This is a genomic window from Luteolibacter algae (genome assembly GCF_042683045.1).
Classification (GTDB): Bacteria; Verrucomicrobiota; Verrucomicrobiia; order Verrucomicrobiales; family Akkermansiaceae; genus Luteolibacter; species Luteolibacter algae.
In genome coordinates, this window is sequence record NZ_JBHUIT010000002.1 from 650,552 (window position 1) to 662,952 (window position 12,401).

Annotated in this window: 13 protein-coding genes and 1 tRNA gene; all 14 read right to left on the reverse strand. The window is 55.0% G+C overall.

Going from position 1 to position 12,401, the window contains the following annotated elements; genetic code table 11:
* Positions 1-8: 8 nt before the first annotated feature.
* Positions 9-1,364 (reverse strand): tetratricopeptide repeat protein, encoded by a 1,356-nt coding sequence (locus tag ACFSSA_RS03975; RefSeq protein ID WP_386818526.1) that lies wholly within the window; start codon positions 1,362-1,364, stop codon positions 9-11.
* Complete coding sequence (locus ACFSSA_RS03980) at positions 1,361-2,083, reverse strand: TonB family protein (RefSeq protein ID WP_386818528.1); 723 nt, start codon at positions 2,081-2,083, stop codon at positions 1,361-1,363. Before ACFSSA_RS03980 ends, ACFSSA_RS03975 begins: the two co-directional genes overlap by 4 nt.
* A gap of 30 nt (positions 2,084-2,113) precedes the next feature.
* The gene (locus ACFSSA_RS03985) at positions 2,114-2,521 is read right to left on the reverse strand and encodes an ExbD/TolR family protein (protein ID WP_386818681.1); all 408 of its coding nucleotides are present in this window, start codon (positions 2,519-2,521) and stop codon (positions 2,114-2,116) included.
* A 17-nt stretch (positions 2,522-2,538) separates the two neighbouring features.
* Positions 2,539-3,105 carry a MotA/TolQ/ExbB proton channel family protein gene (locus ACFSSA_RS03990; protein ID WP_386818530.1) on the reverse strand — a complete coding sequence of 189 codons (567 nt, stop codon included), beginning with the start codon at positions 3,103-3,105 and terminating at the stop codon, positions 2,539-2,541.
* A complete protein-coding gene (locus ACFSSA_RS03995) occupies positions 3,102-4,493 on the reverse strand; it encodes a MotA/TolQ/ExbB proton channel family protein (protein WP_386818532.1) in 1,392 nt (463 codons plus the stop codon). Before ACFSSA_RS03995 ends, ACFSSA_RS03990 begins: the two co-directional genes overlap by 4 nt.
* A gap of 52 nt (positions 4,494-4,545) precedes the next feature.
* On the reverse strand, positions 4,546-5,283 hold the full coding sequence (locus ACFSSA_RS04000; protein WP_386818534.1) for a DUF3450 family protein: 738 nt from the start codon (positions 5,281-5,283) through the stop codon (positions 4,546-4,548).
* 189 nt (positions 5,284-5,472) lie between these two features.
* Positions 5,473-6,399, reverse strand: coding sequence for a sugar phosphate isomerase/epimerase family protein (locus ACFSSA_RS04005; RefSeq protein ID WP_386818535.1), 927 nt, complete (start codon positions 6,397-6,399; stop codon positions 5,473-5,475).
* A 26-nt stretch (positions 6,400-6,425) separates the two neighbouring features.
* Positions 6,426-8,249: a sodium:solute symporter family protein gene (locus ACFSSA_RS04010; RefSeq protein WP_386818537.1), complete on the reverse strand. Its 1,824-nt coding sequence runs from the start codon at positions 8,247-8,249 to the stop codon at positions 6,426-6,428.
* A gap of 27 nt (positions 8,250-8,276) precedes the next feature.
* Positions 8,277-8,567: a DUF4212 domain-containing protein gene (locus ACFSSA_RS04015; RefSeq protein ID WP_386818539.1), complete on the reverse strand. Its 291-nt coding sequence runs from the start codon at positions 8,565-8,567 to the stop codon at positions 8,277-8,279.
* 105 nt (positions 8,568-8,672) lie between these two features.
* Positions 8,673-9,866, reverse strand: coding sequence for a prenyltransferase/squalene oxidase repeat-containing protein (locus tag ACFSSA_RS04020; protein WP_386818541.1), 1,194 nt, complete (start codon positions 9,864-9,866; stop codon positions 8,673-8,675).
* Positions 9,867-9,912: 46 nt separating this feature from the next.
* Entirely contained in the window at positions 9,913-10,728 is an 816-nt protein-coding gene (locus tag ACFSSA_RS04025) for an LpxI family protein (RefSeq protein ID WP_386818543.1), read from the reverse strand.
* Positions 10,729-10,777: 49 nt separating this feature from the next.
* Positions 10,778-10,858 (reverse strand) — tRNA-Leu (locus ACFSSA_RS04030).
* Positions 10,859-10,995: 137 nt separating this feature from the next.
* Complete coding sequence (gene msrB / locus ACFSSA_RS04035; RefSeq protein ID WP_386818545.1) at positions 10,996-11,544, reverse strand: peptide-methionine (R)-S-oxide reductase MsrB; 549 nt, start codon at positions 11,542-11,544, stop codon at positions 10,996-10,998.
* Positions 11,545-11,601: 57 nt separating this feature from the next.
* Positions 11,602-12,354 (reverse strand): succinate dehydrogenase/fumarate reductase iron-sulfur subunit, encoded by a 753-nt coding sequence (locus ACFSSA_RS04040; RefSeq protein WP_386818547.1) that lies wholly within the window; start codon positions 12,352-12,354, stop codon positions 11,602-11,604.
* Positions 12,355-12,401: the final 47 nt, after the last annotated feature.

The window sequence follows — 12,401 nt, forward strand, 5'->3', positions numbered from 1 at the left end:
ACGACAGATCACTCGGACGCTGCTATCGTTTTCAACAGTGATTGCCGGTAATTGCGGAGACTATCGGTTGGATTAAGCTCCAGTGCGCGATCCACCGATTTTAAGGCGTCGGCGTATCTTGACTGGGCGACATGAAGGCGCACCAGCTCGACGTGCGCTTCATAGGCGTGGGTGGTATCCGCTGTGGCTCGTTCATAAAGTAACTCGGCGGAATCAGGCTGTCCGTTCGTGGATTGATATCGTGCCAGAGCGATCAGAGCTTCGCCATCGGTGGGCTCCTCCTCCGTGAGCTTCTTCAATAAATCGGCACCGGATGCGGGGTTCTCTCCGGAGGCGATAAGATAACCCGCTTCTGCAAGCCGCAGGGCCCGCACGGGAGCATCGGTTTCGGCTTTTTTCAGAAGGCCCTTCACCATGTTCCATTCGCTGCGTGTCGAAGCCGCAGTGATCAAGCGAAGGATCGAGGGAATCGCGGGTTGCATTTTCTCATCCGAGAACGCGGCTGTTACCGCCTGTTCGGCGGCTTCCGTCCGGTCACCGCGCAGGTGAAGTTCTGCCAAAAGGAGGGTCGCGTTCGGATCCAGAATTTTCAGGCGGTAGGGTAGTTCTAGAGCTTTTACCGCAGCCTCGGGCTGATCCAGATCCATGAGGATATTTGCCTGGAGGACAGAGTAGGAAGCCTCGGTGGGACGCTGCCGGATTACCTCGTCCAGAAGAGCAACCGCTTCGGCCTTTTCATCAAGATTCTGCAAACATTGGGCGATCCCCGCTTTCCATTCCGCGACATCGGGCTCGGTGATCTGAGCCAAGCGGTATGCCTGGAGTGCGCTGGCCCACTCCTCGCGGGCAATGCGGCAGTAACCGAGCAGCCCGTAGGTGTTGCCTTCGGAATCGCCGAGGCGGATGGCTTCGGTAAGGTGGGTGAGTGCCTCCTCCAGCTGGTTCTCGCGGACGAGGGCGAGGGCGAGATTGTGGTGGGCCCGGCGGAAGGACGGATATGCCTTCAAAGCGTTTTTGTAGGCTTCAATCGCTTTTCCGGTGTCTCCAGTTTCAAAATAGAGGTTTCCCAAATTGAAAGTCAGGGCGGCGGATTTGGCAGTGAGAGCGGAGGATTTCAATTTCTCCAGCGAAAGGGTGCGTTTCTCATCGCCCATCAGCTCTTGAATTTCGACAAGCAGTCCGCGTTCTTCTGTGGTGAGAGTGGGCTCGATACGAGCCTCGATGCGGTAGGTGCCATTGAAAGATTTGAGAAACGTCGGATCATTCCAGTATGAGGTGGAGAGCGGCAATGGCTCCGCAGCATGGGAAAATCCTGCGAGAACAAGGCTGAGGAATGCAAGTTTGAGACCGGTGTGATTGCTCATTTTTCGATAACGATGGGCCAGCGCATGATCGCTTTGACTGCCTGGCCGTTTTTCTTGGGAGGGGTGAAGCGAGCACCGGAGGCGACTCGCCGGGCGGGTGATACCAGCTCTGGATAGGATGAGGAAACGACTCTGCGGATGCTTACCGAGCCGGATGTGGAAAGCTCCACTTCCAGAACTACTGTTCCTCTGGTAACTCCTTTTCGTGAAAGGGACGAAGGAAATGAGGCGGAGCCGTGCCGCAAAAGACGCGGGGTGCCATCCAGCTCGCTCGTGCTGTAATGGGACTTGGCTACGGGGGGTGCCGGAGTTCTCCGGGGAGGGGCGGGGCGCGTAGCCGGGGATGGTTTGCTGGGCGCGGCAACGCGGCGCACCGGGGCGGGAGCCGGAGCTACCGGAAGCGGTGCCGGAGCAAGATCCGTAAAGAAATTCTCCACAGGTGCGGAAATATCCATGGGCACCTGAGCTTGTGGGATAGGGACGCGGCTGGGATCCGGCAAGGTGCTGACCTGGGTAAGAGCAGGCGGTGGAGGAGGTGCGTCCGGCGGAGGGGACTCCATCGGTGGGGGCGGCGGAGGGGACTCCACAGTGGCAGTCTCGATTTCCCGCACCAAGAGCTCCGGAGTATCCGGCGTGACGGTAAAAAGACGGGCAAAGCCGAGCACCGCGAGGAGTAGAGCGGATGCTGCAATGCCGGTGATGACTGCTCGGTAATTCACAAGAATGATGCGGGAGGGAGAAGCAAGGGGCTATTTTTCGGTGGCAAGGGATACGGATGCCGCGCCGGCGAGCTTTGCGGAATCAATCACTTTCACGGTAGCTTCCGTAGGTGCGGCGGCATCGGCACGGATGACGACCGGAGTGTCCGGAGTTTCCTCAAGAAGTGCCGCGACGACTGCGCGGACTCCGTCCTGGCCGATTTCACGCCCGCCTTGCCAGACTCTGGATTCTGCTGTGACTGCGATCAATATCGCCTGACGATCAAGATCCTGTGAAGTCGCGGCACGGGGTTTTGATACTTCAACACCGGTTTCCTTGACGAAGACCGTGGTGACAATGAAGAAAATCAGCAGCAGGAAAACGACATCGATCAATGGAGATATATCGATGGTGCTGGCATTTTCAGAGCTGGTGGAGTGGCGGAAGCGACGCATGATTCTTTGGATGGGAGATCTCAGAGAGAGTTGGTGGCCGGTTCGCGGACTTCGGCAAGTCTGGTGTGGAGCTGCCGCTGCAGCTCCAGATGGGTGGTCTCTGTTTGACGTTTAATGAGGGCGAGTAGGAATGCCGCCGGGATGGCGATGACCAAGCCGGCCTGGGTAGTGACCAGCGCCTTGGAAATTCCAGTGGAAATCGTATCAATCGGCGCGTCGTTTCCTGCCGCCATACCGGAGAAGGTAATGAGCATACCGGCCACAGTGCCTAACAAACCGAGCAACGGAGCTGCCGAAATGAGAACATTCAGGAAGGGGAGACGGCGTTCCACCCAGGCCATCTCGTCGAGCTCGAAGGAAGCGTAGCTACGCTGAACCTCGCGGGGAGAAGGCATGGTGCGATTCCACGGCAGTGAGTTACCAACAGAGGAGGGCATGAGCCATTTCTCCTTTGCAACGACCTTCCGCGTGCAGGAGATGTGGCGCCATACGCTAAAGAGGATGGAGTAGATCGTGACCGCGAGAATCAGCAGCGCATAGAGTGTGAGGCCGCCCTCACGCAAGGTAAGTTGTATGGCGTTGATCATTTTGCGCGTAGTCCGTTGACAAAGGATAAGCCAAGACGCTCGGTGGTTTGGACGATGCCTTGGGCACGTCTTGAAAGGAAGGCGTGGAGGACCAGAGCAGGAATGGCGACCACCAGGCCGAACAGTGTGGTGATCAATGCTTCCGAAATGCCGCCGGCCAGCGGCTTGGGATCACCGGAGCCGAAGAGTGTGATGAGATTGAAAGTGGAAATCATTCCGGAAACGGTGCCGAGAAGTCCTAGCAGAGGTGCGGTCGCCGCAGTGATGGCAATCACCGGCAGGAGCGTGGAAGCCTTGCTTTGCACGTTCATAAGTTGCTCGTAGAGAGTCTCTTCCACGAGATCCGCGGAGTTTTCTGAGACGATGACCAATTTTTCCATGACCGGGCCGGCCGGATGATTCTGATCAATAGCAAGCTGGGCTGCTTTTTGGCGGTCTCCCGTGCGCAGGGCAGCCAGAATCGCTGTGACCCATGCATCGGATGGCTCGCGGAGACGGACAAATTGGGAGAGCTTGATCAATCCGAAAATGATCGAGAGAACGGCGAGGAAAATGATCGGCCAGATCCACAGTCCACCTTTGCGCACAAGATCGAGCGGGCCTCCGTCGATTTCATCCATGGCTCTCGCGTTTCCTCCGGTGGGGTCGAGCGGGAGAGTGGTTTCATTACCTGAGATCAACGATGCAATTGCCGCTGCGTCGCCGGGAACAAAGCTCGGGGCGCCACCGGATTTTGATGCGACGATATCCCCACCCTTCGATTTATCGGATGAAAGGAAATAGGAAACCGGGCCAAACGCCGCGAGTGTGCCGTCGAGAATCTTTCCTTCCGGGTCAGCCGCTTGTCCGCTGGCTGTGGAGCCGCCAAGTAGCTCTTCCAGCTGTGACAGGGATGCGTCCAAAATCGAGAGACGTGCGGCAAGTGCCTCGGCGGGAACATTCGCGCTGGCGGCGATAGTCTCAGGTTTAACGTCCAGAGTGGCCGCTCCCGGGATGCTGAGAGTCGTTGTTTTCAACGCATGATCTTTCAGTAGCCCGGCAAGATAGGTGGCGTCTTGGCGGCGGGTATTGAGATCGGCCTGTAGCTGACGGAGCTCCATCGCGCGATCGTCTTTGGACAGTCTGGCAATGCGTGCCAGGCGGCGTTTTTCGCGGAGTTCTTGCTCTATTTTCTGGAAGACGGCAGATAGTTCCGGTTTTTCGGCCGCTATTTCCGTCCGGGTTTTCTCAAGCGTGGCGAGAGTGCTGTTAAGATCGCTTTTGGCTTCCTTGAGGGCATCCTCGATTGACGTTTCAGCGTGGCTTGGACCTGAGGCCAGGAGTAAAATCAGCGGAGAAATCATGCGGATGCGCAAGACTGCCGAAGTAATTTTTTGAGCGGAGGACATGGAGAAAAAGGGCAATGGAAAGTTGTGGAAGATATTGGCGGGATGCACCGGATTACTTCAGCTCCAGAGGGAGGCGCACCATGCTCGGCGGACGTTTTTTATCGAGTGCGTCGAAGGCCATTTGGACTTCGGAATGGATTTCCGGCCGTGATTGCCAGGTCCATCCTTCCGCACCGGGTTTGCCGGTTCCCGCGGTTTTTTTACTGCCTGCGTAATAGGCGCCGGCAAGCCCTAGATAGAGAACCTCAACTTCGCGGTTATCACGGATTTCGGAGCTTCGAGTAAGGCGGCGGTTAAATTGTTGGGCCTTCGCTATGACCGATAGTATCGATTGGAGCGTTTCGCGCGGCTCACTTGAGGAGTCCCAGACAGAAAGTGTGCTCAGCTCCGGCTCGCAGTCTTTCAAGAGAGGTGCCGGGAAAGATTTTGCGAGAGCAACGGTGCGGGGGACGTTTCTGGCGACAGCTTCCGAGGTGAGACGGCGGGTTGACTTCAGCGCCTCGATCTCAGCCTTCATTTCCTCGGTGGCATCGGAGTGGCCGGGCGCGGATTGGCCTGCCTTTTCCAATTCCTCATCCAGTAGCGCCAATTCCTTCCGGTGCAGTTTCAGCAGAGCGGACATTTCTTCTTTTCGAGCCTGCCAGTTCAGGCGCTCAGCAGATTCCAAGCTCTGGGTATCTACAACCTTTGAAATGGTTTCCCGGAGCTCGATGATCCCGGCGTCTTGCTCAGCGGCGATGACGGGGAATGATGAGAGGAGCGTGAAAGTGATGGTAGCGATGCGATTCATAGCTCTTTATTGAGAATCAGTCTCAACTGTGTGAGGCGGATATCTCACGGATCGCGGGCGGGGTCAAATAAAATGGAAATGATCCTTCATCCGGCCCAGACGGTGATCCGAAAAAATTTCCGTCCCCAGCACGGCATGTGAGGTCGTTGATTCACGGAAAGAATATACGCGGAGAAAACCTTTGGCTTTTCAGCAGCGATCGGGAAACCGGGATTTCCAGATTTCCAGCGAGTTTTTGATCTCGTTTGTCTCGCGTGTGGGGCTGAGCTCCCAGATCAGCGGGCATCCGGCAGGGAAGAATGGCAGAATCGCCTCGTAATCCAAGGTTCCGGTAAATGGGGTTCGATGATCCCGCGCAGGCCATTGCACATCGTGAACATGGCCTCCGATGAGGTGTGGTGAAACATTTTCCAGCCACTCATAATGATCCAATAAACCGAGATTGTGCTTGAGCTGCACGTGGCCGAAATCGTGCCAATAGCCAACGGCGGGGTGATCCTTGAAGTGCTCCTGAAGCTGCAGCATCTCGCGCTCATTTGGCATATCTTCAAAACGTGAGCGGGACTCGACTGCCAGTTTTACGCCGTATTCCTGGGCTTTTTCGGCAAGGTGTTCCAGCGCTTCGATCGCCCGGTGATAATAAAGGGGCGCTAGTTTCTCCCGCTTTTTGATGAATTTGATCTTCTGTTTGATATAGCTCGGATCCCGCTGTTCACCGGCGGCAACTAGCTTAGTCAGCGGCTTTGTAAACTTCGCACTGCTCATCGGTGCGGAACCCATATGGAGAACCAGGTATTGTGCTTTGAATTCTGCGGCGAGTTCGAGGGTTTTGAGGGTCATTTCCATAGCCCTTTTCCGCTCGAACGGGCGATGGGAAGTGTATTCGTAGGCATCAGGCGCATCGATCATCACCTCCACCGGTGAGGGGAAATAATTGTGGACTCCGGAGCAGGTGAACATGCCTGCTTCATAAGCTTTCCGGATTCCTGGCAGCTTTGCGATGGTCATCCCGTGGGATAGCTCGATATTGGAAAATCCCAGCTCAAGAATTTCTTCGATCATCGCCTCGCCTTCGGTGTGGCGACTGTTATTCCAGCAACTGGAGAACGCTAACATAGAGGTGATTCCATTCTTTTGGTTGATCAATGACTCGGGCCGGTATCCGCCTTTCCGAAGGCAGCCCGGGGAAGGCGGATGCTATCGACAAGCATTTCAATATGCTTTGGAGGATGAGGCGTAAACCGGGATACGGAAATTGCCACCGCGAAGTTGATCAACATTCCGACCGATCCGATGCCTTGTGGGGAAATCCCGAAAAGGTATTGATCCGGAGTGCCTTTGAAATCCCCCACGCCGAAGTTGAAATACCAAATGTAGGTTGCCGTGAAGGTGATGCCGCTGAGCATCCCTGCAATCGCCCCGAAGCGGTTCGTCCGTTTCGTGAAAATTCCCAACACGATTGCCGGGAAAAATGATGAAGCTGCCAGGCCGAAGGCGAATGCGACCACCTGTGCGACAAAACCCGGAGGGTGAATCCCGAGATATCCGGCTACTACCACTGCAACTCCGGCGGAGAGCCGGGCGACGAGGAGCTCTGTTTTATCCGAGATGGAGGGATTCAGTGTGCGTTTCACCAGATCGTGAGCCACGGAGGTGGAAATCACCAATAGAAGCCCGGCTGCCGTGGAAAGTGCCGCGGCAAGCCCGCCAGCCGCAACAAGTCCGATCACCCAGCCCGGAAGCTGGGCGATTTCCGGATTGGCCAGCACCATGATGTCCGGATCGACATAGAGTTCGTTGCTGAAATCCGTTGGTTCATTGTAAAGTATGCGCTCGCCGAAAAATCCTTTCTCGTTCGGAGGGTCATTGGTGACAAAGACAGGCTCTACCTTGGCGGTGCTGGCGTGTTTTTCGAAGGCGTCTCCGCTACCGTCGTATTGGATCTTTCCATCGTTGTTCTTGTCCAGCCATGCAATGAGACCGGAGTTTTCCCACTTTTTGAACCAGGCAGGCATTTCCTGGTAAGGCTGATCGGAAACAGTGTTGAGGAGGTTGGTGCGGGCGAAAACTGAGATTGCCGGAGCCGTCGTATAGAGAATCGCGATGAAGAGCAGCGCCCAGAAGGCGGACTTGCGGGCGTCGCTGACTTTTTTGACCGTATAAAATCTAACGATCACATGCGGCAACCCTGCGGTGCCTACCATCAATGCGAGGGTGATGGCAAAAACATCGATCATGGGCTTTTGTCCGCTGGAATACTCGGCGAAGCCCAGCTCGGTGCTAAGTTCATCCAGCTTTTGCACCAGGCCAATTGACTCGCCCTGCGCATCGGAGGCCAGACCCAGCTGTGGAATCGGATTTCCCGTTAGCATGATCGAGATAAAAATCGCCGGGACGAGATAGGCGAAAATCATCACACAATACTGGGCTACCTGGGTGTAGGTAATGCCTTTCATACCGCCTAGCACGGCATAGAATAGGACAATCACCATCCCGATGATCACGCCGGTTTCCACCGGGACTTCCAGGAATCGTGAAAAAACCACGCCGGTCCCGCGCATCTGACCCGCAACGTAGGTGAAGGAAACAAAGATCGCGCAGAAAATGGCGACAATCCTGGCCGTGCCGGAATTGTATCTGTCTCCGATGAAATCCGGGACGGTAAACTTTCCAAACCTTCGAAGATACGGTGCGAGTAGTAGCGCGAGGAGGACATAGCCTCCCGTCCAGCCCATCAGATACACTGCTCCGTCGCGCCCCATGACAGAAATCAATCCGGCCATGGAAATAAACGAGGCGGCACTCATCCAATCGGCAGCCGTCGCCATGCCGTTGGCTATTTTAGGGACTCCACCGCTCGCCACGTAGAAATCACCAGTCGAGCCTGCGCGCGACCAGATGGCGATGCCGATGTAAATGGCGAAGGAGATTCCTACGAAAATATATGTCCAGATTCTGGCGTCCATTTGGGTATTTTTTTTTAATGAAAAGGATCAGGAGCCTTCCTCGGCATCCGTGTGGGATAGTAGCTTGCGGTCCAGGCGGTTCATCACGGCCGCATAGACGACAATGAGTAGAACAAAGCAGTAGATGCTACCTTGCTGGGCAAACCAGAACCCCAGCTTGAGATTCGATCCCGGGACAGTGAATTTATCGAGGAAATCGACGAGAAGAATTCCGCAACCGAACGAAACAAAAAACCAGATACTGAGTAAAATGGCCAACCAGCGGAGATTGGCACGCCAGTATTCTTGTTTTGCTTCCTCGGTGGGTAATCGGCTCATGGGCTGGAGATGGGTTTGATTTCACCTATGAACTAAACGCCAGCTCTGGGACTGGAAAGGATATTCCGTTTTGGGGAAAGGCGCGGCGGCTTGGGAAGGCTGCGTCTAGTGATCCAACATTGCTGATTTGCACCAGGCGAGAGCCATTAGCGCGTAGCCTGTGCCATAAGGCTGGTGGTAATCATAAAGTGGATAGTCCCACCAGGAGCCATCTTTCTCCTGTTTCGAGAGGATCAGCGTCGCCAGCTCTTGCGCGTATTGCTTTTGTTTCTCCGGGGGGAGAAATCGAGCGGACTCCGTAAAATAGTAGATTCCATAGTAGTAGAAATACCCGGAAATCTGGAAGTGGATATCGTGTGGCATCGGGCGCTTGCGGGCTATCGAAAGCCATCCCTCGCGTGCGAGGAAACGATCCGCCCACTCAGTGATCACGTCATCGCTGATACCCTCCCGGCCGTAGGCACGTAGCGCTGCATTACATGCCTGGGATCGGGCAAGAGAACCGGCCGGCCGGTTGATGGGCAACCGCGGGCGCATGATGTGCTCGTGCGAATAGGCGTAGGATTTATCGGGAAACTGCTGGCGCTTGATGGAGTCCAGAGAAGTGCCAACGACCTTTTTGTCCAAGGTGCAAGCCATGGTATCACTTGCTTCTTTCATTGCGAGAAGCACTGTCGCCGAGCCGAATGAAGTGGTGATGCCGGTAGGCCTTTTCGAGGTGAAACCGTCGAAGACATCCAGATAGCCGAAGCCGCCGTTTATATCCTCGTAACGATTGACGAGATTGATCTGTTCCTGGGCAAGCGCCTTGTAACGGGCTTTCTTCAGCGCATCATTTTCACGTAGATAGAGCCGTGTTAATGCGCGTGTGCCGTAGGCATGTCCCCAGATATTGTAGGTGGTCGTTTGATCCGCGCGGCGTAGCTTGGGCAGATTTTCCTCCATCCATGCGGAGGCTTTTTCGATACTCGCGATCGTGGATGGGCGTTTGTCCGCAGAGTCGATCAAGCCGGAGAGGGCTAGCCCGGATGCTCCCGCCCGATACGCATGATGGGCGCCGGGTAGGGGAGCGTAGATATTGATGTCTTTGGTATGGGTGGCACTGCCCCAGGAGCCGTTGCTGTTTTGATCCACGACGAGAAAATCGATTCCTCTTTTCACCGCCGCATCGATTTCGGCGGTAGTTACCGGCTTCAATTTTCCAGCTGGGATTTCCTCCGCACACGCCATCGGAAATACCATCAGGCACGCCGTCAGCATGGCACCGAGCTTGTGGGATATCAAATCGCTGAAGAACATTTCAAATGTGTCGAGAAGTTGTGAAACGGCAAGACACTGGTCCCGGTTACAATGCTTGAATGGCGATCTTGTGCTGGGCACACAGCTTGGCGACGGCATCGATCTCGAGCAGAATCGTCTTATCCGCCTCGATCCCAATGGCAATAATTCCAGCTTCCGCACAGGTTTCGATTGTTTGCGGCCCAATTACCGGAACATCGAAACGGAAGTCCTGCTTTGGTTTGGAGACTTTCACCAAAACTGTATCCTTGTTGCGCCCGAGTTCTCCGCCACGGCGGATACAGGCGTTCGTCCCCTCGAAGGCTTCCACTGCGAGCACGGTGCCATGGCGGACGACCACGGATTGGCCGATATCCAGAGCGGATGTCTGCTTGGCAATCTGAAAGCCGTATTCGAGGTCTTCCAAGGTGCGGGGCTTGATCGCGGGACCGCTGACGTGTCCCGCGGAAGGGAGGTTTTCGTCAAGGAATGTGGTCGCAGGGAGGAGGGTGATGCCGTCTTTGGCCAGCTCATCGGCAATAGCTCCAAAAAGACTTTCGGCATTTCGCTTTTTTACCTTGGCCAGCATCATGAGTATCCGGAGATCCGGACGCAGCATGAAAAGGTTCTTCGGTGAGATCTGGCCCATCATCACAGCTTCCGTAACGCCTTCTTTGACGAAGAATTTAATCAGTTTTGATAGCTGGCCGACACGGACCGACTGGTAGGCCTCCACTTGTTTTTCCAAATCCGGGCGGGTTTCCCCTTCGAAGCCAACCACAACCAGGCGGGCTGTGGGCTCTGCCTTTCTTGCAGCGCGGACGAAGGTCTCAGGATAGACTCCGCTGCCTGCGATGATGCCGATGCTTCGCGGAGTGGACATGCTGAGGTATTGGCTAAATTTTCGTTGCCGGATAAAAAATATTAAGAAGTAGCGGCTGTGGGAATCGAACCCACACTCACAAGGAACTCGATTTTGAGTCGAGCGCGTCTACCAATTCCGCCAAGCCGCCGTTGCCCGGCAATGATTATGATCGTTTTTGAGATGAGCAAGATTTAAACCTCAATTTTTGCGGATAAATGCACGAAAACGAAAAATGCCCAGCCGACGGTGGTTCCGCTTCCGGCTGGGCTGGAAAATTGCCTGTGTCTATTTCCCTTTGTTCCCGGATTTTTCGGCAGGGACGAATTTGAGCCCGACTCCATTGATACAGTAGCGTTGATCCGTTGGTGTATCGAAGCCCTCTCCCTCGAAAACGTGGCCGAGGTGTCCATCGCACTTGGCACAATTGACTTCGATGCGGACCATTCCAGCCGATTCATCGCGTTTGGTGGTCACATTTTCGGCCTTCGCAGGATCGTAGAATGACGGCCAGCCACAATGTGAATCAAACTTCACAGCTGAAGAGAAAAGCAGGGCTCCGCATCCAGCGCAATGATAGGTGCCTTCGCCCTGCTCATTGAACTGGCGATAAACCTCTCCATTGGGACGCTCGGTTCCGGATTGGCGAAGAATTCGATACTGCTCCGGTGTCAGAATCTTTTTCCATTCCTCATCGGTTTTCACCACTTTGGCAGTCGGCTCGGATGGTTTTTCGCTAAGTGTTTCCATAGGTTTGTCGGCTTTTGGCTCCTCTCCGCGGATGCTGCTGGAGAAGAAGGTGAATGCTGAAAATATGATCCCGAGAGTAAGTTTCATGGAAATATGAGTGCCGAGATTGGCTTTTATTGCGTGAAAACTTCCGTCGCGCGGAGATCAGACGAATTGTTCCGCGAGGACAGCCTTGCCGTAATCGCGATTGAGGCGGGCGATGTGATCGACGGAAATTTCTTTCGGGCAGGCAGCCTCACACTCGTATTGGTTGGTGCAGTTTCCAAAGCCCTCGCTGTCCATTTGGCGAACCATCGCAAGTGCCCGTTTCTGGCGCTCTGGCTGGCCCTGTGGAAGGTGCCCGAGGTGGGAGACCTTTGCGGCGACAAAAAGCATGGCGGAAGCATTTTTACAGGCAGCGACGCAGGCACCGCATCCGATGCAGGCCGCGGCATCGAAAGCGCTGTCAGCATCGTCCTTGGCAATAGGCAGGGAGTTTGCGTCCACCGCAGATCCGGTGCGGATATCGATGTAGCCGCCGGATGCGATGATGCGGTCGAAAGCGGAGCGATCGGTGATCAGATCCTTAATGATTGGGAACGGCTGCGCACGGAACGGCTCGATCCAGATGGTATCTCCGTCCTTGAACTTTCTCATGTGAACCTGGCAGGTGGTGATTCCACGGTCCTTGGAGTGGGGAATGCCGTTGATTGTAAGAGAGCACGCACCACAGATGCCTTCCCGGCAGTCATGATCGAAATGGATGGGATCTTCGCCTGCCTCAATGAGCCGCTCGTTGACAATATCGAGCATCTCCAAAAACGAAGCCTCGGCTGGGATATTCTCGGCAGGGTAGGTGTTGATGCTGCCTTTTGATCGCGGGCCGGTCTGACGCCAGACTTTTAGGGTAAGATTCATGAGAGATTTCCAGTTGTCGTTTTTCAACCCAAAGGAAGATGAATTAT

Excerpts from the sequence above, each read along its gene's own strand:
- ACFSSA_RS03975 (WP_386818526.1), bottom strand. The coding sequence starts at position 1,364 with ATGAGCAATCACACCGGTCTCAAACTTGCATTCCTCAGCCTTGTTCTC.
- ACFSSA_RS03990 (WP_386818530.1), bottom strand. The coding sequence starts at position 3,105 with ATGATCAACGCCATACAACTTACCTTGCGTGAGGGCGGCCTCACACTC.
- ACFSSA_RS03995 (WP_386818532.1), bottom strand. The coding sequence starts at position 4,493 with ATGTCCTCCGCTCAAAAAATTACTTCGGCAGTCTTGCGCATCCGCATG.
- ACFSSA_RS04000 (WP_386818534.1), bottom strand. The coding sequence starts at position 5,283 with ATGAATCGCATCGCTACCATCACTTTCACGCTCCTCTCATCATTCCCC.
- ACFSSA_RS04005 (WP_386818535.1), bottom strand. The coding sequence starts at position 6,399 with ATGTTAGCGTTCTCCAGTTGCTGGAATAACAGTCGCCACACCGAAGGC.
- ACFSSA_RS04010 (WP_386818537.1), bottom strand. The coding sequence starts at position 8,249 with ATGGACGCCAGAATCTGGACATATATTTTCGTAGGAATCTCCTTCGCC.
- ACFSSA_RS04015 (WP_386818539.1), bottom strand. The coding sequence starts at position 8,567 with ATGAGCCGATTACCCACCGAGGAAGCAAAACAAGAATACTGGCGTGCC.
- ACFSSA_RS04020 (WP_386818541.1), bottom strand. The coding sequence starts at position 9,866 with ATGTTCTTCAGCGATTTGATATCCCACAAGCTCGGTGCCATGCTGACG.
- ACFSSA_RS04025 (WP_386818543.1), bottom strand. The coding sequence starts at position 10,728 with ATGTCCACTCCGCGAAGCATCGGCATCATCGCAGGCAGCGGAGTCTAT.
- msrB (WP_386818545.1), bottom strand. The coding sequence starts at position 11,544 with ATGAAACTTACTCTCGGGATCATATTTTCAGCATTCACCTTCTTCTCC.
- ACFSSA_RS04040 (WP_386818547.1), bottom strand. The coding sequence starts at position 12,354 with ATGAATCTTACCCTAAAAGTCTGGCGTCAGACCGGCCCGCGATCAAAA.